Genomic DNA, 24,529 nt, shown 5'->3' on the forward strand with positions numbered 1-24,529 from the left:
TGCACAACCGGATTGATACGGAGAAATTTATGTTCAAGCGCAAGTCGAATTCCGATGCATTGACGTTGATGGCCGCCAAGGTCGTGAGTGCCAACCTGATGGTCGCGGATAACGACCTCAACATTGTCTACATGAACAACGCCGTGACGGAATTGCTTCGCGCTGCCGAGGCCGATCTCAAGAAAGAACTTCCGCACTTCAACGTGAACACGCTGGTCGGGACCAACATCGACGTGTTCCACAAGAATCCCAAGCATCAGCGTCAGATGCTGGCGAGCCTCAACGCGGTGCATCGCGCGACGATCCAGATCGGCGAACACAAATTCGACCTCGTTGCCACGCCCGTCAAGGGCGAGGACGGCAGCCGGGCGGGAGTCGTGGTGGAATGGTCTGATGCCTCGATCCGCCTGCAGAACCTCGACTTCGGCGCGCAAGTCGCCGCCGCGAACCGCTCGCAGGCCGTCATCGAGTTCAACATGGACGGCACGATCATCAATGCGAATGCCAACTTCCTCGGTGCGCTCGGCTATTCGCTGGGCGAGATCAAGGGCAAGCACCACAGCATCTTCGTCGAGCCGTCAGAGCGCGACAGCGCCGCCTACGGCGAATTCTGGGCCGCGCTCAATCGCGGCGAATACCAGGCGGCCGAATACAAGCGCATCGGGAAGGGCGGCAAGGAGGTCTGGATCCAGGCCTCGTACAATCCGGTCTTCGATGAGAAGGGCAAGCCCTTCAAGGTCGTGAAGTTTGCGATCGACGTCACCGCGCAGAAGCTGAAGAACGCCGATCTCGCCGGCCAGATCTCGGCGATCGACAAGGCCCAGGCCGTGATCGAGTTCAACATGGACGGCACGATCATCACCGCAAACGCCAACTTCCTCGGCGCGCTCGGCTATTCGCTGGCCGAGATCAAGGGCAAGCACCACAGCATGTTCGTCGAGGCGTCGGAGCGCGACGGCAGCGGCTATCGCGAGTTCTGGGCTGCGCTCAATCGCGGCCAGTACCAGGCGGCCGAATACAAGCGCATCGGCAAGGGCGGCAAGGAGGTCTACATTCAGGCTTCCTACAATCCGATCCTCGACCTCAACGGCAAGCCGTTCAAGGTCGTGAAATATGCGACCGACGTCACCAAGCAGGTGCTGGTCCGCATGGGCAACGAGCGGGTCCGCGGCATGATGGAATCGGTCGCGGCCGGCTCGGAAGAGCTGAACGCCTCGGTGCGGGAGATCTCCGAAGCGATGACCAAATCCCGCGAAACCGCAATGAGCGCGGTGGATCAGGTCGCCTCCGCGGACGCGCAGGCCCAGCGGCTCACTGAAGCCGCCCAGGCGATGAGCGGCATCGTCGAGCTCATCAACAACATCACCGGGCAGATCAACCTGCTCGCGCTGAACGCGACGATCGAATCCGCCCGCGCCGGCGAGGCCGGCCGCGGCTTCGCGGTGGTCGCCTCCGAAGTGAAGAGCCTCGCCAACCAGGCCAAGCAAGCCACCGACAAGATCGGCCAGGAGATCGGCAGCCTCAACGGCATCTCAGGCGACGTCGTCAGCGCGCTCGGCTCGATCAAGCAGGCGATCAACAATGTCAGCGAATACGTGACCTCGACTGCGGCCGCCATCGAGGAGCAGAGCACGGTGACGAACGAAATGTCGACCAGCATGCAGCGCGCCGCCGCGGAAGCCGCGGCGATCGCGGCAAGGGCGTAAGCTCAGCGCTCGGGAATCGTAGGGTGGGCAAAGGCGCGCGTACTTCGCGCGCCGTGCCCACCATCTCTCTCGATCGCGAAAAATGCGTGGGCGCGCTTCGCTTTGCCCACCCTACGGCACTGCCCCGTCGCCTCACGGCTTCGGCAGCTTGGCCTTCAGCGCATAGAGCGCATCGAGCGCCTCGCGCGGCGACATCTCGTCGGGGTGCAGCGCCTTCACGGCTTCCATCAGCAGCTCCGCTTCGCTCGGCGGCGCCGCTTCTGCGGCGGCGCGCGAGGGCACTGCAAACAGCGGCAGATCGTCCACCAGGGCGCGCGCGGTCTGGCCGCGGTCCTGCGCCTCCAGCTTGGACAGCACGGATTTCGCGCGCGTGATCACGGCCGGCGGAAGGCCGGCGAGCTTCGCCACCTGAATGCCATAGGAGCGATCGGCCGAGCCCGGCAACACCTCGTGCAGGAATATGACATTGCCCTGCCATTCCTTGACCCGTACCGTCGCATTGAACATGCGCGGCAGCTTGGCGGAAAGCGCTGTCAGCTCGTGATAATGCGTCGCGAACAAGGTGCGGCAGCGGTTGCTCTCGTGCAAATGCTCGATCGCGGCCCAGGCAATCGAGAGGCCGTCGAAGGTCGCGGTGCCGCGGCCGATCTCATCCAGGATCACCAGCGCGCGCTCGCCGGCCTGGTTGAGGATCGCCGCGGTCTCGACCATCTCCACCATGAAGGTGGAGCGGCCGCGGGCGAGGTCGTCGGCAGCGCCGACGCGCGAGAACAGGCGGTCGACGATGCCGATCCGCGCTCGCGTCGCCGGCACGAAACTCCCGATCTGAGCAAGAAGAGCAATCAGCGCGTTCTGGCGCAGGAAGGTCGATTTGCCGGCCATGTTGGGGCCGGTGAGCAGCCAGAGCTGGCCGGATTTTTGCGCTGGCGCCGGTGAAAGGTCGCAGGCATTGGCGATGAACGGCTCGCCGCTGCGCTTCAGGGCCTGCTCGACCACCGGATGGCGGCCGGCTTCGATCGCGAAGGCGAGCGAAGAATCCACCTCGGGCCGGACGTAGTTCTCGTCGATCGCCAGCTTGGCCAGCGATGTCGCGACGTCGAGCAGTGCAAAACCTTGCGCCGCCGCGCGCAGATCGTCGCTGATCTCGAGCGCCTTGGCGCAGAGTCGCTCGAAAATCTCGAGTTCGAGCCCGAGCGCGCGGTCGCCGGCATTGGCAATCTTGGCTTCGATCTCGCCGAGCTCCGACGTCGTGAAGCGCACCTGGCCGGCCAGCGTCTGGCGATGGATGAAGGTCGCGTTCAGCGGCGCCGACATCAGCTTGTCGCCGTGCTGCGCGGTGACCTCGACGAAATAGCCGAGCACGTTGTTGTGCCGGATCTTGAGGCCCTTCACGCCCGTGTGGTCGGCATAGCGCGCCTGCATCGAGGCGACCACGAGGCGCGAGGCGTCGCGCAGGTTTCGGGCTTCGTCGAGCGCCGGCTCATAGCCCTGTCGAACGAAGCCGCCGTCGCGCTTGATCAGCGGGAGCTGCTCGTCGAGCGCGCTGGCAAATTCAGATGCGAGCTCGCGCGAGGGCCTTTGCAGCGCGGCCATCACCGCGACGATCTCCTGCGGCGGCTGATCCAATTCGCCAAGTCGCGCCAACGCCTGGTCGGCGGCGATGATGCCGTCGCGGAGCCCGGCGAGGTCGCGCGGACCGCCGCGGCCGACCGAGAGACGGGCCAGCGCCCGCGACATGTCGGGCGCGCCGCGCAATATGCTGCGGATGTCCTCGCGCGCGGCTGAATCGGCAACGAACGTGCCGACCGCATCGAGCCGTCGCGCGATGGCGGGCGCGTCCGTCAGCGGTGCGGCCAGCCGCTGCGCCAGCAGGCGCGAGCCGGCTGAGGTCACCGTGCAGTCGATCGCGTCGAGCAGCGAGCCACGGCGCTCGCCGGCGAGCGTCCGCGTCAGCTCGAGGTTGGCGCGGGTGGCCGGATCGATCGCCATCGTCGCGCCCGAGGCTTCGCGCGCGGGCGGCGACAGCGGCGGGTGCTTGCCGACCTGGGTGCGGTCGACATAGGTGACGGCGGCGGCCGCGGCGGTGGCTTCGAGACGCGTGAGCTGCGCGAGGCCGTCCATGGTCGCGACCGCGAAATAGTCGCACAGGCGCTTTTCGGCGGTGGCGCCGTCGAACACGTCGCGGGTCAGCGGCGTCACTGCCGGCAGCTCGCGCAGGGTCTGTCCGAGCTCGTTGTCGCCATAGAGCGCGTCGGTGACGATGGCCTCGTTCGGGTTGATGCGCGCCAGCGTCGCGGCCAGCTCGCCGCCCGAACATTCGGTGACCATGAATTCGGCGGTCGAGATGTCGATCCAGGCGAGGCCGAAGCGGTCGCCGCCCGCGGAGGAGCGGGCCCGCGCGATCGCCAGCAGATAGTTGTTGGCGCGCGCATCGAGCAGCGTGTCCTCGGTCAGCGTGCCCGGCGTGACCAGCCGCACCACGCCGCGGCGCACGACGCTCTTGTTACCGCGCGCCTTGGCGGCGGCGGGATCCTCGGTTTGCTCGCAGACGGCGACCCGGTGGCCGGCCGAGATCAGGCGGTGCAGATAATCCTCGGATCGCTCGACCGGCACGCCGCACATCGGGATGTCGGCGCCTTGATGCTTGCCGCGCTTGGTCAGGACGATGCCGAGCGTCCTGGAGGCGATCTCGGCGTCCTCGAAGAACAATTCGTAGAAATCGCCCATCCGGTAGAACAGCAGCAAGCCCTGATGCGCCGCCTTGATCTCCAGGTACTGTTCCATCATCGGCGTGACGCGCGCGGTGGCTTCCGCCTGGAGTGCGGGCGTTTCGTCGGGGGGCGGAACGGGGATCGGCTGTTGCATGGTCATGGGCGGCGCAACCTACAAAATTTCACCTCCTGCTCCTATCGCTTTGGCCGGGAAGGGAAGGTTTTCCACGTTGTCCGCACGATGGGATAACGAGTGCAACATATTCAGTCGTCATTCCGGGATGCGCCGGCAGGCGCAGGCCCGGAATCCATAACCCCGGCTTGTGGTTATGGATTCCGGGCTCGCGCTCCGGGCGCCCCGGAATGACGGCTGAGTTTCACGGCATCCAGTCGAATATGCCACCCGCGAAACCGTCAATTGACCTGCCGCGGGCGCGCTCCTAAAACTCCGCCGACATTGAAGAATTCTGGCCGAACCGCGGCATTCAGGGAGAACAACGATGCGTGACGTCTTTATCTGCGATGCCGTGCGGACCCCGATCGGCCGTTTCGGCGGCTCGCTCGCCAAGGTGCGTGCTGACGATCTCGCGGCGGCCCCGATCAAGGGGCTGATGGCCAAGCACCCCAATCTCGATTGGGCGCAGGTGGACGAGGTCTTCTTCGGCTGCGCCAACCAGGCCGGCGAGGACAACCGCAACGTCGCGCGCATGGCGCTGCTGCTGGCGGGACTGCCGGATTCGGTTCCCGGCCAGACGCTGAATCGGCTCTGCGCCTCCGGCCTCGATGCGGTCGGTGCGGCAGGCCGCGCCATCCGCTCCGGCGAGATCGAGCTGGCAATCGCCGGCGGCGTCGAGTCCATGACGCGCGCGCCCTTCGTGATGGGCAAGGCGCAGGAGGCCTTCTCGCGCTCCGCCGAGATCTTCGACACCACGATCGGCTGGCGCTTCATCAATCCGCTCTTGAAGGCGCAATACGGCGTCGACGCGATGCCGGAAACCGGCGAGAACGTCGCCGAGGAATTCCAGGTCTCGCGCGCCGACCAGGACGCCTTCGCGATCCGCTCGCAGCAGCGCGCGGGTAAGGCGATCGCCGCCGGCTATTTCGCGGAAGAGATCATCCCGATCACCATTCCCGGTGGCAAGGCCGGCCCGATCACGGTCGACAAGGACGAGCATCCGCGTCCCGAGACCACGCTGGAAGGCCTCGCCAAGCTGAAGCCGATCGTGCGCAATCCCGGCACGGTGACCGCCGGCAACGCCTCCGGCGTCAATGACGGCGCGGCCGCGATGATCCTCGCGTCCGAAGCTGCGGTGAAGAAGCACGGCCTGACGCCGCGCGCCCGTATCCTCGGCCTCGCCTCGGCCGGCGTGCCGCCGCGCATCATGGGCATCGGCCCGGTGCCGGCGACCCGCAAGCTGATGGAGCGTCTCGGCAAGAAGATCGGCGATTTCGACCTGATCGAGCTGAACGAGGCCTTCGCCTCGCAGGGCATCGCCTGCATGCGCCAGCTCGGCGTCGCCGACGATGCCGATTTCGTCAACCCGCATGGCGGCGCCATCGCGCTCGGCCATCCCCTCGGCATGAGCGGCGCGCGCCTCGCGCTCACCGCCGTCCACGGCATGGAGAAGCGCGGCGGCAAGCTCGCGCTCGCCACCATGTGCGTCGGCGTCGGCCAGGGCGTCGCCGTTGCGATCGAGAAGCTGAACTGACGGGGCGCGTAGCGTCTCGTCTTCCCGGGGCAGCCCGACAGGGCTGAACCCGGGATATCGAGGTTCCGGGTTCGCTCGTTTCACTCGCGCCCCGGAACGACCGGGTGGCTGGGAGACGAGCATGATCATCGAGCGCGAGCAGGACGTCACGGCCGCGGCGCTGGCGGTGATGGAGCGGACGTCGGATCCGCGGCTGCGCCAGATCATGGTCTCCCTGGTCAAGCATTTGCATGGCTTCGTCCGCGACGTCCGCCTGACCGAGAAAGAGTTTCGCGACGCGACCGCCGTCATCGCCGAGCTCGGCAAGCTGACCACCGACAGCCATAATGAAGTCGTGCTGATGGCGGGTTCGCTCGGCGTCTCGCCGCTGGTGTGCCTGCTCAACAATGGCGACCAGGGCAATACGGAGACCGATCAGTCGCTGCTCGGGCCGTTCTGGCGGCTGAACTCGCCGCGGGTCGAGAACGGCGGATCGATCGTGCGTTCTGACACGCCGGGCGCGCCGCTGTTCGTCAGCGCCCGCGTCGTCGACAGGGACGGCCGTCCCGTCGCCGGGGCTGAGGTCGATGTCTGGCACGCCTCGCCGGTGGGCCTCTACGAGAACCAGGACCCCGAGCAGGCCGACATGAACCTGCGCGGCAAGTTCGCGACCGATGCGGATGGACGCTTTTCCTTTCGTTCGGTGATGATGGTCGGCTATCCCATTCCGACCAATGGCGTGGTCGGCCGCCTGCTCGAGGCGCAAAGCCGGCATCCCTATCGGCCCGCGCATCTGCATGCCCTGATCTTCAAGCCCGGATTCAAGGTGCTGATCTCGCAGGTCTACGATCCCGCTGACCCGCATATCGACAGCGACGTGCAGTTCGGCGTGACGCAGGCGCTGATCGGCAAGTTCCAGCGCCACGACACGCCGCATCCGACCGCGCCCGACGTCGCCACGCCCTGGTATTCGCTCGACCACACCTACCGGCTCGAAGCCGGGGAGGCCGTGCTGCCGCGTCCGCCGATCAAATAGCGCGGGCCTGCCGGGCGCGGCATGGCCGCCAAACCCGCTTCCCCAAATTAGTTATATCCTATAATGATTGGCGGAAGTTGTCCGGCCGGACCGAAAATGGCCGGGGAGGAGTTCGCCTATGACATTCATCTATCCCACCGACAGCAACAAGGCGCATCCGCTGCCGCTGTCGCCCGACTACAAGAGCTCGATCAAGCGCGCGCCGAACAAGCCCTTGATCCCGATGCGCCATACGTTGTCCGAGCTGACCGGGCCGGTCTACGGCCATGAGACCGTGCGCAAGGGCGATAACGATCTCACCACCCAGCACGCGGGCGAGCCGATCGGCGAGCGCATCATCGTCCATGGTCATGTGCGCGACGAGGACGGTCGCGGCGTGCCGAACTCGCTGGTCGAGATCTGGCAGGCCAATTCCTGCGGCCGCTACGTCCATGTCCGCGACCAGCATCCGGCCCCGCTCGATCCGAACTTCACGGGCGCCGGCCGCACCGTGAGCGATGCTGCCGGCTACTACCGCTTCGTCAGCATCAAGCCGGGCGCCTATCCCTGGGGCAACCACCACAATGCGTGGCGGCCCGCGCACATCCATCTGTCGGTGTTCGGTCATTCCTTCGTCACGCGCCTGGTGACGCAGATGTACTTCCCGAACGATCCGCTGTTTCCGTTCGATCCGATCTTCAACTCGGTGCCGGACGAGAAGGCGAGGGCGCGGATGGTCTCCTCGTTCGATCTCGAGAACACCCAGCCCGAATGGGCGCTGTGCTACCGGTTTGACATCGTGCTGCGCGGCAAGAACGCCACCCCCATGGAGAACAGCTAAGTGCAGGATAATGGGATCACGCCGTCGCAGACCGTCGGCCCGTTCTTCAAGTACGGCCTGACGCCGACCGGCGAGTACGCCTGGAACGACGCATTCACCAATTCGACGCTGACGCCCGACGTCACCGGCGACCGTATCCGCATCGAGGGCCGCGTGTTCGACGGCGACGGCGTTGCCGTGCCGGATTGCATGCTGGAGATCTGGCAGGCGGACGCGCAGGGCCGCTTTGCCGACCCGCAGGACAAGCGCGCGCTGCCGAATGCGAGCTTCCGCGGCTTTGCCCGCTGCGGCACCGACAAGGACGGCAATTACGCCTTCGAGACCATCAAGCCGGGCGCGGTGCCGGATCCCGACGGCAAGCCGCAGGCGCCGCACATCCTGCTCGCGGTGTTCGGCCGCGGCATGCTGCGGCATCTCTACACCCGCATCTATTTCAGCGACGAGGCCGGCAACGCCGCCGATCCCGTGCTGGGGCTGGTGCCCGCCGATCGCCGCGCCACGCTGACCGCCGTGCGGGACGCCGGCAAGCCGGTCTACCGGCTCGACCTGCGGCTCCAGGGCGACAACGAGACGGTGTTCTTCGACGTGTGAGGCCATGCGTGCCGGGGAGGTCTCTCCTCGGCACCCTGTATCACCCGGCGCATCGACGGAGCGGCCGCGTTGTCTCAGGCCGAAACGTCTCTCCCGCACGCGTGTGCGTCAGCCTCGCTGACTCAAATACCGATAGCGCGACGTCCAAATCCCGTAATTCTGCGGGGTTCGCGCGATGCAATTCCTCCGCGAAGCAATCCGGTATTTACCGTATTCGCCTAGAGTGGCTGCAGTTTAATGCCGTTGCTCCGGATGTTTCATGAAATTTCGTCTGTCCTTGTCCTCGGCGATCGTCGCGTTCGGCATCGTTCTCGCCATCGGTTTTGCCGCCGTGGTTTCGACCAGCCTGTACGCCTTGAAAGAGCTCAAGGTCGGCGGTCCGCTCTATTCCGACATCAAGCTGGGCAACGACCTCATCGCAGACATCCTGCCGCCGCCGGAATATGTCATCGAGGCCTATCTCGAGGCGACGCTGGCCATGCGCGAGCCGGACCAGCTGGCGGCCCACGGCGAACGCCTGGTCCAGCTCCGCAAGGACTACGACGAACGCAAGGCGTTCTGGCTCACCTCCAGCCTCTCGGCCGACCTGAAGACCGCCTTGGTGTCCAAGTCCGACGCCGAGGTGCAGAAGTTCTGGAAGGCGTCGGACCAGCTCCTGCCGGCCCTCAAGGCCAAGGACGCGGCCGCTTCCGAGCGCGCCTATGCGCAGCTCAAGGACGCCTACACCGCGCATCGCGCCGTGATCGACAGCATCGTCGAGAACGCCAACAAGCAGAATGCCGCCATGGAGAAGCTGGCCGCGGACCGCGACAGCTCGATGCTCTATATCCTCCTCGGCGTCTCCGCTGCCGTCCTTGCCTTCGTTGCCGCGGGCCTGCTCGGCGTCGCCCTCGGCGTGGTGCGCCCGATCGTGCGCATGACGGGCACGATGCAGAAGCTCGCGACCGGCGATCTCGCCGCCGACATTCCTTTCGCTGACCGCAAGGACGAGGTCGGCTCGATGGCAGGGGCGCTCGTGGTGTTCAAGCAGGCGGCCGTCGAGAATGCCCGACTGCGCGAGGAGCAGTTGCGGCAGGAGCAGGAGGCGGCGCTGGCCAAGCGCTCCGCCCTGCACCAGATGGCCGAGACCGTCGAACGCGAGACCGGCCGCTCGGTCGACACTGCCGGCGCGGCGACGCAAGGCGTCGAGCGGGCGGCGTCCAGCCTGTCCGAGATCGCAAGATCGCTCTCCGCGCAGTCGCAGGCGGTCGCGGCAGCCTCCACCCAGGCCCTCGGCAGCTCGCAGACCGTCTCGGCCGCGGCCGAAGAGCTGAGCGCCTCGATCCGCGAGATCGCGAGCCAGGTCCTGCGGACCAGCACTGTGACAAAATCGGCGGTCGCCGGCCGCGAGCAGGCGCGCTCGACCATCCAGTCGCTGGCCGGATCGGTGAAGAAGATCGCCGAGGTCTCCGACCTCATCGGCGGCATCGCCGGGCAGACCAACCTTTTGGCGCTCAACGCCACGATCGAGGCGGCGCGCGCCGGCGAGGCCGGCCGCGGCTTCGCCGTGGTGGCGGCCGAAGTGAAATCCCTGTCGGACCAGACCGCCAAATCCACCGAGGAGATCACGCGGTTGATTGCCGAGATCCAGGCCTCGACGCAGGCTGCGGTCGACGCCGTCGAGACCATGGGCGGGCACATCGTCGAGATCGACGGCGTGGCGACCTCGGTCGCCGCCGCAATGGAAGAGCAGGACGCGGCGACCCGCGAGATCTCGCGGTCGATTTCCGAATCGGCGTCCGCGGCGAAGGAAGTCTCGGCCAAGATCGGCAATGTCAGCCGCGACGCCGCGTCCGTGAACGAGCGCGCCGCGGAGGTCAGGCAGGCGATCGCCGGCATGGCGGCCAATCTTGAACAGCTGCGGTCAGTCGTGGTGAGGACGGTGCGCGATTCCACCGCGGCCGCCTGACGCCGGGCACGAGGCCCGCTGCTGGTGCCCGGGAACGTGATCGTGCAGTATGGCGCGGGACAGGGGCATCGTGGTCATGACACCTCCACAATTGCCGGCGGTCGTTGAACCGGCTCGACTGACGGCTGCGCTACGCAGGGGCGGCGTGCTCGATGCCGGCGCGGTGCGCGAAGTGAAGGTGCTGCATCAGCGCGACACCGTCGTGTCGCACATCATCCGCCTCGGCCTGCGCTATGTCGGCGAATCCGCCGGCGCGCCGCAATCGCTGATCCTGAAGACCGCGAATGCCGACTTCGCCGAGAAGCTTGCCAATGGTGGCCGGCACGAGGTCGAATATTACACGCGACTGACGCCGAGCATGCCGCCGGGGCTGGTGCCCCGCTGCTTCGACGGACATTTCGACGAGGACAGCCTCGCCTGGCATCTCTTGCTCGAGGATCTCACCGACAGCCATGAGATCGCGGCGGCTTGGCCGCTGCCGCCGTCGCGCGAGCAGACGACCGCCATCGTCTCCACGCTCGCACGCTGGCATGCGGCCTGGTGGGACCATCCGGGCCTCGGCGACAGCGTCGGCACCTGGGCGAGCCCCGAGGACAGTGCGGCGCGGATGGAGACCTTCGCGGGCCATTACGACCGCTTTGCCGATTCTCTCGGTGACCGCCTCAGCGAGGAGCGGCGCATCCTCTATCGCCGCCTGATCGATCGGTCCGACCTGCTGTCGCAGCGCTACCACTCGCGCCGTCACCTCAGCATCACCCATGGCGATGCCCATGTCTGGAATTTCCTGCTGCCACGCGCCGGTGTTGCCGACACCGTGCGCATCTTCGATTTCGACCTGTGGAGCATCGACGTTCCGACCCACGACCTCGCCTACATGATGGCGATGCACTGGTATCCGGAGCGCCGGCAGGCGCTCGAACGCGCGATGCTCAACCTCTACCACGACGCGCTGATCGAGAGCGGCATCACCGGCTACACGCGCGGCGCGCTCGATCGCGACTACCGCTGGGCGGTGCTCTGGCAGATCACGCGGCCAGTCTGGCAGTGGAGCATCAACATCCCGCCGGTGATCTGGTGGAATAATCTGGAGCGGATATTCGCGGCCGTGGACGATCTGGGCTGCGAGGAGTTGCTGGGGTAGGGCCGCGCCGTTCGCTCGATGCGGTGTGAAGCGCGGTGACGGCTCAACCTTCTCGGTGTCGTCCCTGCGAACGCAGGGACCCATAACCACAGGGAGAGGTTCGGCACGAGACGGGTAACTCCGAGCCTTCGCCAAACGTCTCCCTGTGGTTATGGATCCCGGATCTGCGCGCGCTGAACGGCGCGCTTGTCCGGGACGACAGCGGAGAGTGTCGATCGTGCGGGGCTACTCGATCACCGCATGTTCCGGCCCGGCTGCCTGCTTGCGCAGCGTGGCCTTGGTCGAGCCGATCAGCAGAGCGAGCGGGATGGTGCAGAGGATGAAGATCATCACCAGCTGGTAGTCGTGCGCGAAGGCGATGATCTGGGCCTGCACGCTGACCATCCTGTCGGCCATGGCGCGGCCGGCATCGGTGGACAAATTGATCAGGCCTCGGACATCAGGCATCTGCAGGGCATGGTTGAACGGGTTGATGTGCTCGGACAGGATCGCGTAGGTCCGCCGCGTCCCCTGCGTCAGCTGCGCGATGACGACGGAAATGCCGACCGAGCTCGCGACGTTGCGCATCAGGGTCAGCATCGCGGTGCCGTCGGTGCGCAGATCGTTCGACAGCGTCAGGAACGCCACGGTCGAGAGCGGCACGAAGACGAGGCCGAAGCCGAAACCCTGGATGACGCTGACGGTGACGATCTCCGGCACCTGGGTCAGGTCGGTCCAGCCGGTCATCTGGAACAGCGAGCCTGCGGTCAGCGTCAGGCCGGAGATGATCAGCGTGCGCGCCTCGAAGTAACGCATCATGCGGCCGACCAGCATCATGGCGAAGAAGGTGCCGAAGCCGCGGCTCGCCAGCAACAGGCCGGCGGTGATGATGGGGTAGCCGATCACGTTCTGCATGTAGGGCGAGGCCAGCGCCATGGTCGAGAACAGCACGAGCCCCATCACGATCATGAACATGCAACCGGTGACGAAGTTGCGGTCCTTGAACAGCGCGAAACGGATGAACGGCGTCGAGGTCGTGAAGGAGTGCGCGAGGAAGAAGTAGAGGGCGACGGCGGAGACGATGAACTCGGCGAGGATTTCGTTGGATTCCAGCCAGCCCAATTGCTCGCCGCGGTCGAGCGCGAGCTGCAGCGCGCCGATCGCAACCGCCAGCGCGGCGAAGCCGAAGAAGTCGAACCTGAGGCTGAGATTCTTGTCGGTCTCGTCCATGAAGACGATCAGGCCGAGCACGGTGATGGCGCCGAACGGCAAATTGACGAAGAACACCCAGTGCCAGGAATAGGTCTCGGTCAGCCACGCGCCCAGTGACGGACCCATGATCGGGCCCATCATCACGCCCATGCCCCAGATCGACATCGCCTTGGCGCGCTCCTGGAGTGTGTAATAGTCGAGCATGACCGATTGCGACAGCGGCACCAGCGCCGCGCCGAACACGCCCTGAAGCAGGCGGAACAGCACCATCTGGTTGATGTCCTGCGCGAGGCCGCACAGCACCGAGGCCATGGTGAAGCCGGCCGAGCAGATGATGAAGATGCGCTTGCGGCCGAAGCGGTTGGCGATCCAGCCCACCGGCGCCGTCATGATCGCGGCGGCGACGATGTAGGAGGTTAGCACCCAGTTGATCTGGTCCTGCGAGGCCGACAGCGTGCCCTGCATGTAGGGCAGGGCGACGTTGGCGATGGTGGTGTCCAGCGCCTGCATGATGGTCGCCGTCATGGCGCAGATCGTCACCATGTTCCGGCGCAGGCCGGGGACCATCAAATTGGCGTTGGGGCCGGACATCCGATCAGTCCTCGTCTCGTCAGTCTTTGTCTTGCTGGTCTTTGTCCTGGCTCGCAGTCGCGGACAGGCCGAACAGGCCGGCGAGCGAACGCTGATGGCCGGTGTCGATGGTGGCGTAGACGCTCATGCCGGCCTTCAGCTTCCGCACATATTTGTCGGTCTCGTCGAAATAGATGCGGATCGGCACGCGCTGCACCACCTTGACGAAATTGCCGGTGGCGTTCTGCGGCGGCAGGATGGCGAATTGCGCACCAGTGCCGGGCGAGAGCGAGCCGATCTTGCCCTTGAAGACGTGGTTCGGGAACGCGTCGACCTCGAGCGTGACCGGCTGGCCCTCAGTGACGTGGGTGAGGTCGCTCTCCTTCGGATTGGCGTCGACCCAGGGGTGGGCGACGTCGATGATGGAGAACACCGGCGTGCCGGCGGTGACAAAGCGGCCGAGCTGGATCTGCTCGACCTGCGTCGCCACGCCGTCCATCGGCGCGCGCAGCACGGTGTGGTCGAGATTGCGCTGGGCATCGTCCAGCTTGGCTTTCGCCTGAGCGTAGGGCGGGAATTGCTCGAGCGGCAGATCGGGATTGCCCAGCAGCTGCGTCCTGGCGTTGGAGAGCTGCTGCTTGATGTACTGCGCCTGCGCGCCGGCGGTGACCAGCGCATTCGAGGCGTTGTCGAGATCGAGCTGCGAGCCGTAATTGTTCTTCACCAGCGCCTGCTTGCGCTCGACGTCGCGCTGCTTCAGATCGATGCCCTGCTGGGCAAGGCCGAGCATGTCGCCATAGATCTTGATGTTGGCGACGAGGTTGTCATAGGTCGTGCGCGCCTGCGCGAGCTGCGCCTTGGTCTCCTCTACCGCCAGGCGGAACGGAACAGGGTCGATCTCGAACAGCTCGTCGCCCCGCTTGACCGACTGGCCTTCCTTCACGACCACCTTCAGGATCTTGCCGGAGATGTCGGGCGTCACCAGCACCTTCTGCGCGCCGACATAGGCGTCGTCGGTGCCGACATAGCGGCCGCCATGGAGGTAGAAGGTCAGGCCGCCGATGGCGGCGGTCAGCGGCAGCACGACCAGCAGCAGGAAGCGGCGGTAACGCCGCAGGCCCGCGACCAGGCGACGGCGCGGATCGGTGCCGGCTTTCTTTGTGGGTTTGCCCCCGTCGGCCTTCTGCTCGGGCTGGAACTTGAGGACTTGATCAGCCATAGCGCTGCTCCTTGCGCGCTTGCTCCGCGCCGGATGTCTGGATCGCGGTGCGCACGTTTTCCTTGATGGTTTCGAGCTGGGTCAGGAGGCGATGGGCGTCCGCCGGTGTGATGCCGTCCAGCGCGTTGGCCGTCAGCTCGGACTTCAGCCCGCTCATCCGGCCCAGCAATTGCCGCCCGGCCTTCTTCAGATACAGCCGCTTGACGCGGCGGTCTGAAGGATCATTGCGGCGCTCGATCCAGTCGCTGTCGCAGAGCTTGTCGATCAGGCGCGTCAGCGTGATCGGCTGCATCTCGAGCAGCTCGGCGAGTTCCGACTGCTTCATGCCCTCGCTGCGCTCGACCTTGGCCAGCACCGCCCATTGCGCGCGGGTGATGCCGAACCGCGACGCCTCCTTGTCGGCATAGACGCGCAAGAGGCGGTAGAGCTCGCCAAGGGTGAAGAGGAAATTCTGGTCGACCGACCCGCGGGTCATGAGCTTTGTCTCCAATAAGCTTGAATATAATAAGCAAGCTTACGATTATTCCCACCGCGGATTAGCAGGGGCTGTCCCGCAGCGCGAGCATGGCTGGCAGCCGTTTGCCGGGTCGTGCTTTGGGTTCCCGGTCCCCAATGCTAGAATATCGCCGCATGACCCTCGCAAAGCCGGCTTTTCCCGCACCAGACCACGATCACGGCCGCTGCACCGCGGATGCGCTGGCGCATGCCGAGGAGGTCTGCGAGCAGCGCGCGCAGAAATTCACGCCAATTCGCCGCCAGGTTTTGGCTGCGCTGCTCTCCAGCCACCGCCCGCTCGGCGCCTATGAGGTGATCGACGAACTTGCCAAATCCATGCCGCGGCCGGCGCCGATCACAGTCTATCGCGCGCTCGATTTCCTGATGGCCAACGGCCTCGTGCACCGCATCGAAAGCCGCAACGCCTATCTCGCCTGTGCCGCCCATGACCACGATGCGACCTCGGCGGTGGCGTTCCTGATCTGCGAGCGCTGCGGCCTGGTCGGCGAGATCCCCTCGGCGTCATTCGCCAAGGACCTCAATGCTGCCGCGCGCAGCTCAGGCTTTGCGCCAAAGCTGTCCGTGGTGGAGATCACGGGCGTCTGCGCTCATTGTCAGAAGGCTGCATAAAGCAACAACGGCGCAAAGCCGGTTTTTCGGGAAGACATGTCCTCACCACAACCCATATCGTCCGCCGCACGTCCCCTCAGTGCCGGCGCCATCGCCCTGATGCTCATGCTGTGCCTGACCTGGGGATTCAACCAGATCGCGGTGAAGCTGGTGATGCCTGATATCCCGCCGATGCTGCAGGCCACCATCCGCTCGGCGGGCGCGCTGCCGGTGCTGTTCATCATCGGCACGCTTCGCGGCGTCAAATTCTTCGAGAACGACGGCACGTGGAAGCCGGGCCTGGTTGCCGGGCTGATGTTCGGCATCGAATTCGTGCTGATCTTCCAGGGGCTGCGCCTCACCTCGGCCTCGCGCGCGGTGGTGTTTCTCTACACCGCGCCGTTCTTCGTCGCCCTCGGCTCCTACCAGGTGCTCGGCGAGCGGCTCGGCGCCTCGCAATGGCTGGGCCTCGCCATCAGCTTTGGCGGCGTCGCACTCGCGATCGGCGTGCCGCAGCCCAATGTCGATTCGCATGTTCTGCTCGGCGATCTCATGATCGTCGGCGGTGCGGCGCTGTGGGCGGCCACCACGCTGGTCGCCAAGAGCACACGCCTGCGGTTCGCCGCCCCCGAGAAGGCGCTGGGCTACCAGGTGGCCACCTCGATCCCCATCCTGGGGCTGGCGGCCTGGCTGTTCGGCGAGACCATCACGCACACGCCGGCGCCGCTGTCGCTCGGCCTGATGGCCTTTCAGGCAATCTGGGTGGTTGGAACCACGTTCACGCTTTGGTTCGCTCTGGTGAAGGCCTATTCGGCCAGCAAATTGTCGGCTTTTACCTTCATCACCCCTTTGTTTGGCGTGGTGGGTAGTTATTTCATCATGCACGACACCCTAAGCCTGGCATTCGGGGCGGCTGCCCTCCTTGTAATTGCTGGGCTTTTTCTGGTTAACCGTCCCAGCCAAGTCGCCGCGGCGCCGGCTGATGCATTGCTGAACGTCACCAAAACCTGATATTTGGACCCCATGAACAAGCCCGAAACATCCATCGATTCCGACATCGCGGGGCCCGCACCGCGTCATCGTACCACCCAGGTCAAGGTCGGCGACGTCGCCGTCGGCGGCGGCGCGCCGATCGTCGTGCAGTCGATGACCAACACCGACACCGCCGACATCGACGGTACCATTGCCCAGGTCGCAGCGCTCGCGCGCGCCGGCTCCGAAATGGTCCGTATCACCGTGGACCGCGAGGAAGCCGCGGCGGCCGTGCCGCACATTCGCGACGGCCTCGCCAAGCGCGGTATCACGACGCCGCTGATCGGCGACTTCCACTATATCGGCCACAAGCTGCTCGCGGCCTATCCGGCCTGCGCCGAGGCGCTCGCCAAGTACCGCATCAATCCCGGCAATGTCGGCTTCAAGGACAAGCGCGACACCCAGTTCGGCGACATCATCGAGATCGCCAACAAGAACAACAAGCCGGTCCGCATCGGCGCCAATTGGGGTTCGCTCGACCAGGAACTCCTGACCAAGCTGATGGACGAGAACGCCGCATCCGCCAATCCGCGCGACGTGCGCGCGGTGACGCGCGAGGCCATGGTGCAGTCCGCGCTGCTGTCGGCCGCGCGCGCCGAAGAGCTCGGCATGCCCAAGGATCGCATCATCCTGTCGGCGAAGGTCTCGGCGGTGCAGGATCTGATCGCGGTCTATCAGGACCTCGCCAGCCGTTCCGATTACGCCATCCATCTCGGCCTCACCGAGGCCGGCATGGGCACCAAGGGCATTGTCGCGTCCTCCGCCGCGCTCGGCATCCTCCTGCAGCAAGGCATCGGCGACACCATCCGCATCTCGCTGACGCCGGAGCCCGGCGGCGACCGCACCCGCGAAGTGCAGGTCGGCCAGGAGCTGCTGCAGACCATGGGCTTCCGCACCTTCGTGCCGCTGGTTGCGGCATGCCCCGGCTGCGGCCGTACCACCTCGACCACGTTCCAGGAGCTGGCGCGCTCGATCCAGGATTTCATCCGCGACGAGATGCCGACCTGGAAGACGAAATATCCTGGCGTCGAAGAGCTCAACGTCGCGGTGATGGGCTGCATCGTCAACGGCCCCGGCGAATCCAAGCACGCCAATATCGGCATCTCCTTGCCCGGCACCGGCGAAGCACCGGCCGCGCCCGTGTTCGTCGACGGCAAGAAGTTCCGCACGCTGCGCGGCCCGACCATCTCCGCCGACTTCAAGGCGCTGGTGATCGACTATATCGAGCAGCGTTACGGCCAGGGCGCCAAGGTGCCGGTGACCGCAGCGGAGTAAGCCGCCCGGAATTTGGAATCGTAAGGCGGGTTCGCGATGCGAGCCCGCCTTATTTCTTGCGTGCGTAGCCCGGATGGAGCACAGCGAAAATCCGGGGTTCTGTCCGCGCAAGACCACCGTTCCCGGATTGCGCTTCGCGCCATCCGGGCTACGATGCCTCCCAATCAAGAATGTTCGGGAGACACGCCATGAGCTCACTCGCCGGCAAGCAGGGCCCGCGCTACCGCCACGCCGCGGAAGACGGCGCGCCTTACGAGACGATCGCGGTCGAAAAGCTCACGCCGATCATCGGCGCGGAAATCTCCGGCGTCGATATCGGCAAGCTCGTCTCCGACGATGCGCGCTCCAACCGGCAGATGGACGAGATCCACCGCGCGCTCGCCGAGAACCTCGTCATCTTCTTCCGCGACCAGAGCATCACGCCAAGGCAGCATCTGGCCTTCGGCCGCAAGTTCGGCGAGCTGCATTTCCATCCCGCGGCTCCCCACGAGGATGAAGACCCGGCCTTGATGAAGATCTACGCCGACAAGAATTCGCCGCGGGCGAACGGCGAGGGCTGGCATTCCGACGTGTCCTGCGACCTCGAACCTCCGATGGGCTCGATCCTCTACATCAAGCAGTGCCCGCCGCGCGGCGGCGACACGCTGTTCGCCAACATGTATGCGGCCTATGAGGCGCTGTCGGATCGGATGAAGGCCTATCTCGACGGGCTGACCGCCCTGCACGACGGCGAGCCGATCTATCGCGGGCTCTATGCCAATTACGGCGTCGCCGACAGGCCGAGCTACCCGAACGCGGAGCACCCCGTGGTGCGCACCCATCCGGTCACCGGCAAGAAAGCGCTCTACGTCAACCGCGGCTTCACCCGCCACATCAACGGCATCCCGCGCGACGAGAGCGACGCGATGCTGGCCTATCTCTACCAGCACGCCGAGAATCCGCTGTTCCAATGCCGCTTCCGCTGGACCGAGAACGCCATCGCCTTCTGGGACAACCGCTGCACCCAGCACCGCGCGATGTGGGACTACTGGCCGCACACCCGCTCGGGCACGCGCGTGACGGTGAAGGGGGAAAGGCCTGTGTAGGCGACAATGCCGTAGCGTGAGCCGTTCTTGCGTTGACGTCTCCGCGCTCCGGCGCCAATCTTCCCGAAAACAAATCGGGAGGATTTTCCATGCTTCACGCAGAGGACAATAAATTCCTGACCGAGTCCGGCCCCGGAACGGGCATGGGCGAATTGCTGCGCCGCTTCTGGATTCCGGTGCTCCTCTCGGAAGAGCTCCCCGAGCCCGACGGCGAGCCCAAGAAGATCGTCGTTCTCGGCGAGGAACTGCTCGCCTTCCGTGACTCCCGTGGCGTGGTCGGTGTCATCGACCAATATTGCCCGCATCGCGGCGCCAATCTCTGGCTTGGCCGCAACGAGGAGTGCGGCATCCGCTGCGTCTATCACGGCTGGAAGTTCGATACCGACGGGGCTTGCGTGGACATGCCGACCTCCTATCCCGATCTCAACGCCAAGGATCTCATCCGCATCAAATCCTATCCGGTGCGCGAATGGGGCGAGATGATCTGGGCCTATATGGGGCCGGCGGACTCGATGCCCGAGCTGCCCGATCTCGAAATGGCGCTGCTCCCGGCCTCGCACCGCTACGTCAGCAAGAAATGGCAGGACTGCAACTGGGTGCAGGCGCTGGAAGGCTCGATCGACACCGCGCATTTCACCTTCGCCCATCTGTCCTTCGACAAGGAGGAGAACGAGATCCTTGATATCAAGAAGCACTTTGTGAATCCGATCGCGCGCATGTCGAGCGATCACATGCGCTGGATCGCCGAGGACCCGCGCCCGGTGATCAAGGTCGCTCCGCACGAGGCGGGGCTGACCATCGCTGGCGGCCGGCTCACGGGCGGCGACAACATCTATTGGCGCATCGCGCAGTTCCTGATGCCGTTTCATGCTTATGCGCCGAGCGCGATGCCGGGCGAGAACATTTTTGGCCAGACCTTCGTGCCCGTCACCGACACCAATTGCTGGATCTACACCTATGCCTGGAATCCGGAGCGGCCGCTGACGCAAGCCGAGCGCGACGCCTATGACCGCGGCAACGGCGTGATCGCGGAGGTCGACGACAATTACGTGCCGCTGCGCCATAAGGGCAACGACTATCTGATCGACCGCAAGCTGCAGAAGACCCGGAGCTACACCGGCATCAAGGGCGTGTCCGAGCAGGACGCCGCCGTGCAGGACAGCCAGGGTCCGATCGCCGACCGCACCCGCGAGCATCTCGGCCCGACCGATCTCGGCATCATGCATTTCCGCAAAGTCGTGATGGATCTGGCACGCGCGCTGCAGCGGGGCGAGCCGCCGCCGCAGGCCGCGCGTCAGGATCGCTGTGCGGTGCGCTCCGGCGCCTGCGTCACCAGCAAAGCCAAGGATCTGCCGGCCGTGATGCTGGAACGGTTTGGCGACGTCGCGGGCTTTGTCGGCCGCCCGCAGATCGCAGCAGCGGAGTAACGCGTGGGGCAAGCGCGCAGCATCGTCGCCGGACTGGTCGCCGCGATCCTGTTGTCATCGCTTGCGCCGGCCGGCCGCAGCGAGGCCGCCGTGCGAAAAATCGCGAAGACCGGACCGAAGCAGGCGCAAGCGCCCGCCAAGTGCGAGATGCCGAAATTCCGGATCGTCGTCGACGTCGGCCACACGCCCGAGTCCTACGGCGCGCTCAGCGCGCGCAATGACCCGGAGTTCGGCTTCAATTTCGTGCTTGCAAGACGCATCACGGCAAAGCTCAAGTCCGAAGGTTTTGCGGCAACCCGCCTGCTCGTCACGGACGGCAAGGCGCGGCCGAGCCTGTTCAAGCGGGTCAGCGCCGCCAATGACGGCCGGGCGGATCTCTTCCTCTCGGTTCACCACGATTCGGTGCCGGACAAATTGCTCGACACCTGGGAATTCGATGGCGCGAACAGCAATTTCAGCGATCGCTTTTCGGGCCACTCATTGTTCGTGTCGCAGCAGAACCCGCACTTCACCACCAGCCTGATGCTGGCACGGATGATCGGCCGGCAGTTGAAAGAGCAGGGCCTGCACTATGCCAGCCAGTATACCTTGCCGGTGATGGGCCGCTACCGCCGCCAACTGCTCGACAAGGATGTCGGCGTCTACCGCTATGATGGGCTCGTCGTGCTGTCGCGGACCAGAGGCGCCGCCGTGTTGCTCGAAGCCGGCTCCATCATCAACCGCGACGAGGAGATGGCGATGAACTCGCCGGAGCGGCAGGACGCGGTCGCGGGGGCCGTTGCGGCTGCGATGAGGGAATTTTGCGAGAGGCGGTAGTTTGCTTCGTCGGTTCGATCCGGCGAAGCTACAGCGGCACACCCCTGTACTCCCGGTTCGCCAGGCTCGCCTCCTCCAGATCCAGATCGCGCTCGATCCGGCGCCGCGTCTCGTCGGTGATCTGGCCGTCGCGCAGGAGGTTGTGGATGAATTTTCGTTCGGCGGCGATCAGGTCCCGGGTCAGCGCAGTGCCGGCGGCGGAGACGTCGTGGTGCGTAGGGTCGAGTGAATCAGGCAGCTGAGTGACCCGGATCTCGTGACGCGCACGCAGCAGCCGCATCACCTCGTCGGAGATTTCCTTCTCCTCGGTCAGTGCGTCGAGCGATTTCAACGCGGCATCGAGCGCCTGACGCCGTGCCGTGATCTCGGCCTCATGCTCGGCGACATGCTCGTTGCGGCCGGCCTGTGCGACACCGAGCCAGCGCACCACCGGCGGCAGCGTGAGGCCGACGCCGATCAGCGTCACGAAGATGACCCCGAAGGCCACGAACAGGATCAGGTCGCGGTACGGGAAGGCGTCGCCATCGGGCAGCGTGAACGGCAGCGCCAGCGCGGCCGCGAGCGACACCGCGCCGCGCACGCCGGTGAAGGCGAGCACGAACGGCCATTGCCAGGGCGGCGACGGATCGCGCCGGCGCAGCGATTTGCTGAGCATTCGCGGCAGATAGGTTGCGGGATACAGCCAGGCGAAACGCGCGATCACGATGATCACCAGCACCAGCGCGGTCGCGATCAGGATGTCGTCGAGCGGGAACGTCTTCGATTTCTCGTAGAGCGCGCGCATCTGAAAGCCGGTGAGCAGGAACAGCACGCCTTCGATCAGATAAATCACGAGGTCCCAGAAGAAGATGCCTTGCAGTCGCGTCGCCGAGGAGATCAGCAGCGGGCCGTTCCAGCTCACATAGAGCCCGCAGGCGACGGTCGCGATCACGCCGGAGCCGCCGACATGTTCGGGCAGCCAGTAGGAGACGTAGGGCGTGATCAGCGACAGCGTCAGCTCGACCTGCGGATCCCCGGACCATTTGCGGAAGCGAAGGGAGAGCCAGCCGACGCCGATGCCGAAGGCGATCTCGCTGGCGACGATGAGGAGGAACTCGCCGGCCGCGAGCGGCAGCGAGAAATGTCCGACCATGATCGCGGCCAGCGCGAAGCGATAGAGGATCAGCGCCGTGGCGTCATTGGCGAGCCCTTCGCCCTCGAGGATGACCAGGAGCCGCCGCGGCATGTTGAGCCGGCGCGCGATCGCGAGCGGTGCCACCACGTCGGGCGGTGCGACGATGGCCCCGAGCAGGAAGCCGATGGTCCAGGGCAGGCCGATCATGTAGTGCGTGGCGGCCGCCACCAGCGCCGCGGTGAAGATCACCGCACCGACCGCGAGCAGCACGATCGGGCGCAAATTATTCCTGAACTCGCGCCAGCTCATGGCGACGCTGGCCGAATAGATCAGCGGCGGCAGCACCATCAGCAGCACCAGTTCCGGCGGCAATTCCACCGGCGGCATGCCCGGCACGAAGGCGAGGCCGACGCCGGCCAGCATCAGCAGGATGGCGGGCGCGATGTTGAAGCGGCGCGCGGCAAGCGCGGTGCCCGCCAGCACGGCGAGCAGGATGAGAAAGGTCTGAAATTTCGCTTCCATGGCGGTCTGTCTTGACCCGGAAGCGAGTGCTGCGTCAATGCGCGCGGCTCACGCCAGCCGCTCGGCCACCATGCGCCCGATGCGCGCGAATGCGGCTTCGATCTGCGCCGCATTCGGCGTACCGCCCTGGGTATAGGCCGTGACCAGGATCGGCGTCTCGGGCTTGGACCAGACAACCGCGATATCGCCTGAGGCATCCTTGCCGTTGTTGCCGGTCTTGTCGCCGATGCTCCAGCTTGCGGGGAGGCCGCCGCGCAGCCGGTTCGCGCCGGTCTTGCAGTTCACCATCCACTCCGTGAGCAGGCTGCGCGAGGCCGGCGTCAGCGCCTCGCCGAGCACCAGGCGCCGCAAATTTCCCGCCATCGCCATCGGCGTCGTGGTGTCCCGGGGATCGCCGGGCGGCGAGCGGTTGAGCTCGGGCTCGTTGTGGTCGAGCCGCGAAAGGGTGTCGCCGAGCGACCGCCAGAACGCGGTGAGCGCGGCGGGACCGCCGATCCGCGCCAGCAGCAGGTTGGCACAGGTGTTGTCGCTGAGCTCGACGATCGCCTTGCACATGTCGGTGACCGACATCGCACCCGCCGCGAGATTCTGCTTGGCGACCGGTGCATATTCCAGCAGGTCGGCCTTGCCGTAAGGAATCATCGCCGCGAGCTGCTCTTCGCCGCGATCGACCCGCGCCAGCACGCAGGCCGCGAGCGAGGCCTTGAAGGTCGAGCACATCACGAAGCGCTCGTCGGCGCGCCAGGCGAGCTTCTTGCCGGTCGCAAGGTTCTCCGCGTAAACGCCGATCCGTCCGCCGCTTTCGCGCTCGTAGGATTCGAGTTCGGGCGGCGCCTCCGCGGCAAGCGCCGGAGACGCGGCCATCCAGGCGAGTGAGGCGAGCAGAGAGCGGCGGTCGAGAGGCATGGGAGGCTTTCAGGGGAGGTGGGGTGAATGGACGCGCTATTTGCGCTGTCATTGCGAGCGCAGCCAAGCAACCCAGAATCTCTCCAGCGGAGGAATTCTGGATGGCTTCGTCGCAAGAGCTCCTTGCAATGACGTGTGGCGAGAGTTGGGCTCGTTCTGACGAAGAGAAGACGAGAGTGCCTCCCAACTCGGACAGTGGAAGGCCTTGCCGCCCCTCAATCCCTCAAATCATAACGATACGATTTCGACACGATCTGCCAGCCGTCGGCGAGCTTCATCGCCACCAGATAGTCGGTGAAATAGCGTGGCGGCAGCTGGCATCGCACCTTGATGAAGGCGGTCTTGTCGTCCGAGCGGTCGATGGTGACGATGAAATCCTCGCGCGGCTTGCCTTCGGCCTTGCCGGAGGGACGCTTGCGCACACGGTCGAGCCAGTCGGGCACGGTCAGGACCTGCAATTCGCCCTTCTCGACCCAGCGCAGATCCGCGGAGGGATGGAAGATGGCGCCGAGTTTCTCGGCGTCGCCCTCGTAAAGGCCGTCGAAATAGGATTGCACGACGGATTCGACGCTCGACCGGTTCTGGCTCATGGGTCATCCTTTTGCATGATGGCTTGGGGCGAACTTA

Annotated in this window: 20 protein-coding genes; 13 read left to right on the forward strand and 7 right to left on the reverse strand. The window is 65.6% G+C overall.

Annotated elements, in window-relative coordinates:
• The first annotated feature begins 29 nt into the window (after positions 1-29).
• Positions 30-1,706, forward strand: a complete 1,677-nt coding sequence (locus tag CO669_RS19460; protein WP_097661555.1) for a methyl-accepting chemotaxis protein — start codon at positions 30-32, stop codon at positions 1,704-1,706.
• Positions 1,707-1,838: 132 nt separating this feature from the next.
• On the opposite strand, the gene mutS is transcribed toward CO669_RS19460, so the two are convergent.
• Complete coding sequence (gene mutS, locus CO669_RS19465; RefSeq protein ID WP_097661556.1) at positions 1,839-4,577, reverse strand: DNA mismatch repair protein MutS; 2,739 nt, start codon at positions 4,575-4,577, stop codon at positions 1,839-1,841.
• 340 nt (positions 4,578-4,917) lie between these two features.
• Here mutS and pcaF point away from each other — a divergent pair, with 340 nt between their 5' ends.
• From pcaF to CO669_RS19495, 6 genes are all read left to right on the forward strand, one after another.
• The gene (gene pcaF / locus CO669_RS19470; RefSeq protein ID WP_097661557.1) at positions 4,918-6,126 is read left to right on the forward strand and encodes a 3-oxoadipyl-CoA thiolase; all 1,209 of its coding nucleotides are present in this window, start codon (positions 4,918-4,920) and stop codon (positions 6,124-6,126) included.
• A 121-nt stretch (positions 6,127-6,247) separates the two neighbouring features.
• Positions 6,248-7,141, forward strand: coding sequence for a dioxygenase family protein (locus CO669_RS19475; RefSeq protein ID WP_097661558.1), 894 nt, complete (start codon positions 6,248-6,250; stop codon positions 7,139-7,141).
• A 118-nt stretch (positions 7,142-7,259) separates the two neighbouring features.
• Positions 7,260-7,961: a protocatechuate 3,4-dioxygenase subunit beta gene (gene pcaH, locus CO669_RS19480; RefSeq protein ID WP_097661559.1), complete on the forward strand. Its 702-nt coding sequence runs from the start codon at positions 7,260-7,262 to the stop codon at positions 7,959-7,961.
• The gene (gene pcaG / locus CO669_RS19485) at positions 7,962-8,552 is read left to right on the forward strand and encodes a protocatechuate 3,4-dioxygenase subunit alpha (protein ID WP_097661560.1); all 591 of its coding nucleotides are present in this window, start codon (positions 7,962-7,964) and stop codon (positions 8,550-8,552) included.
• Positions 8,553-8,811: 259 nt separating this feature from the next.
• The gene (locus CO669_RS19490; RefSeq protein ID WP_097661561.1) at positions 8,812-10,500 is read left to right on the forward strand and encodes a methyl-accepting chemotaxis protein; all 1,689 of its coding nucleotides are present in this window, start codon (positions 8,812-8,814) and stop codon (positions 10,498-10,500) included.
• Between the two features lie 49 nt (positions 10,501-10,549).
• Positions 10,550-11,641, forward strand: coding sequence for a phosphotransferase (locus CO669_RS19495; protein ID WP_097661562.1), 1,092 nt, complete (start codon positions 10,550-10,552; stop codon positions 11,639-11,641).
• 225 nt (positions 11,642-11,866) lie between these two features.
• On the opposite strand, the gene CO669_RS19500 is transcribed toward CO669_RS19495, so the two are convergent.
• From CO669_RS19500 to CO669_RS19510, 3 genes are read right to left on the reverse strand one after another with little or no spacing between them, the layout of a single operon-like run.
• Entirely contained in the window at positions 11,867-13,423 is a 1,557-nt protein-coding gene (locus tag CO669_RS19500) for an MDR family MFS transporter (protein WP_097661563.1), read from the reverse strand.
• A 19-nt stretch (positions 13,424-13,442) separates the two neighbouring features.
• Positions 13,443-14,621 (reverse strand): HlyD family secretion protein, encoded by a 1,179-nt coding sequence (locus CO669_RS19505; protein WP_097661564.1) that lies wholly within the window; start codon positions 14,619-14,621, stop codon positions 13,443-13,445.
• A complete protein-coding gene (locus CO669_RS19510) occupies positions 14,614-15,096 on the reverse strand; it encodes a MarR family winged helix-turn-helix transcriptional regulator (protein ID WP_097661636.1) in 483 nt (160 codons plus the stop codon). The genes CO669_RS19505 and CO669_RS19510 overlap by 8 nt, the downstream gene beginning before the upstream one ends.
• Before the next feature lie 155 nt (positions 15,097-15,251).
• Here CO669_RS19510 and CO669_RS19515 point away from each other — a divergent pair, with 155 nt between their 5' ends.
• From CO669_RS19515 to CO669_RS19540, 6 genes are all read left to right on the forward strand, one after another.
• Positions 15,252-15,746, forward strand: coding sequence for a Fur family transcriptional regulator (locus tag CO669_RS19515; protein ID WP_097661637.1), 495 nt, complete (start codon positions 15,252-15,254; stop codon positions 15,744-15,746).
• A 36-nt stretch (positions 15,747-15,782) separates the two neighbouring features.
• Positions 15,783-16,736, forward strand: coding sequence for a DMT family transporter (locus CO669_RS19520; RefSeq protein ID WP_097661565.1), 954 nt, complete (start codon positions 15,783-15,785; stop codon positions 16,734-16,736).
• A 12-nt stretch (positions 16,737-16,748) separates the two neighbouring features.
• A complete protein-coding gene (gene ispG, locus CO669_RS19525) occupies positions 16,749-18,032 on the forward strand; it encodes a flavodoxin-dependent (E)-4-hydroxy-3-methylbut-2-enyl-diphosphate synthase (RefSeq protein WP_097661566.1) in 1,284 nt (427 codons plus the stop codon).
• A 188-nt stretch (positions 18,033-18,220) separates the two neighbouring features.
• On the forward strand, positions 18,221-19,117 hold the full coding sequence (locus tag CO669_RS19530) for a TauD/TfdA dioxygenase family protein (RefSeq protein ID WP_097661567.1): 897 nt from the start codon (positions 18,221-18,223) through the stop codon (positions 19,115-19,117).
• An 89-nt stretch (positions 19,118-19,206) separates the two neighbouring features.
• A complete protein-coding gene (locus tag CO669_RS19535) occupies positions 19,207-20,544 on the forward strand; it encodes a Rieske 2Fe-2S domain-containing protein (RefSeq protein WP_097661568.1) in 1,338 nt (445 codons plus the stop codon).
• A gap of 3 nt (positions 20,545-20,547) precedes the next feature.
• A complete protein-coding gene (locus CO669_RS19540) occupies positions 20,548-21,360 on the forward strand; it encodes an N-acetylmuramoyl-L-alanine amidase (RefSeq protein WP_198964110.1) in 813 nt (270 codons plus the stop codon).
• A 28-nt stretch (positions 21,361-21,388) separates the two neighbouring features.
• Here the strand turns inward: CO669_RS19540 and CO669_RS19545 are convergent, their stop codons facing one another.
• The 3 genes from CO669_RS19545 to CO669_RS19555 form a co-directional block, all read right to left on the reverse strand.
• A complete protein-coding gene (locus CO669_RS19545; RefSeq protein WP_097661569.1) occupies positions 21,389-22,996 on the reverse strand; it encodes a Na+/H+ antiporter in 1,608 nt (535 codons plus the stop codon).
• Between the two features lie 48 nt (positions 22,997-23,044).
• Positions 23,045-23,902: a class A beta-lactamase gene (bla, locus tag CO669_RS19550; RefSeq protein WP_097661570.1), complete on the reverse strand. Its 858-nt coding sequence runs from the start codon at positions 23,900-23,902 to the stop codon at positions 23,045-23,047.
• Positions 23,903-24,117: 215 nt separating this feature from the next.
• The gene (locus tag CO669_RS19555; RefSeq protein ID WP_097661571.1) at positions 24,118-24,492 is read right to left on the reverse strand and encodes a nuclear transport factor 2 family protein; all 375 of its coding nucleotides are present in this window, start codon (positions 24,490-24,492) and stop codon (positions 24,118-24,120) included.
• Positions 24,493-24,529 lie beyond the last annotated feature (37 nt).

The sequence above is a fragment of the Bradyrhizobium sp. Y36 genome, from assembly GCF_002531575.1.
GTDB lineage: Bacteria > Pseudomonadota > Alphaproteobacteria > Rhizobiales > Xanthobacteraceae > Bradyrhizobium.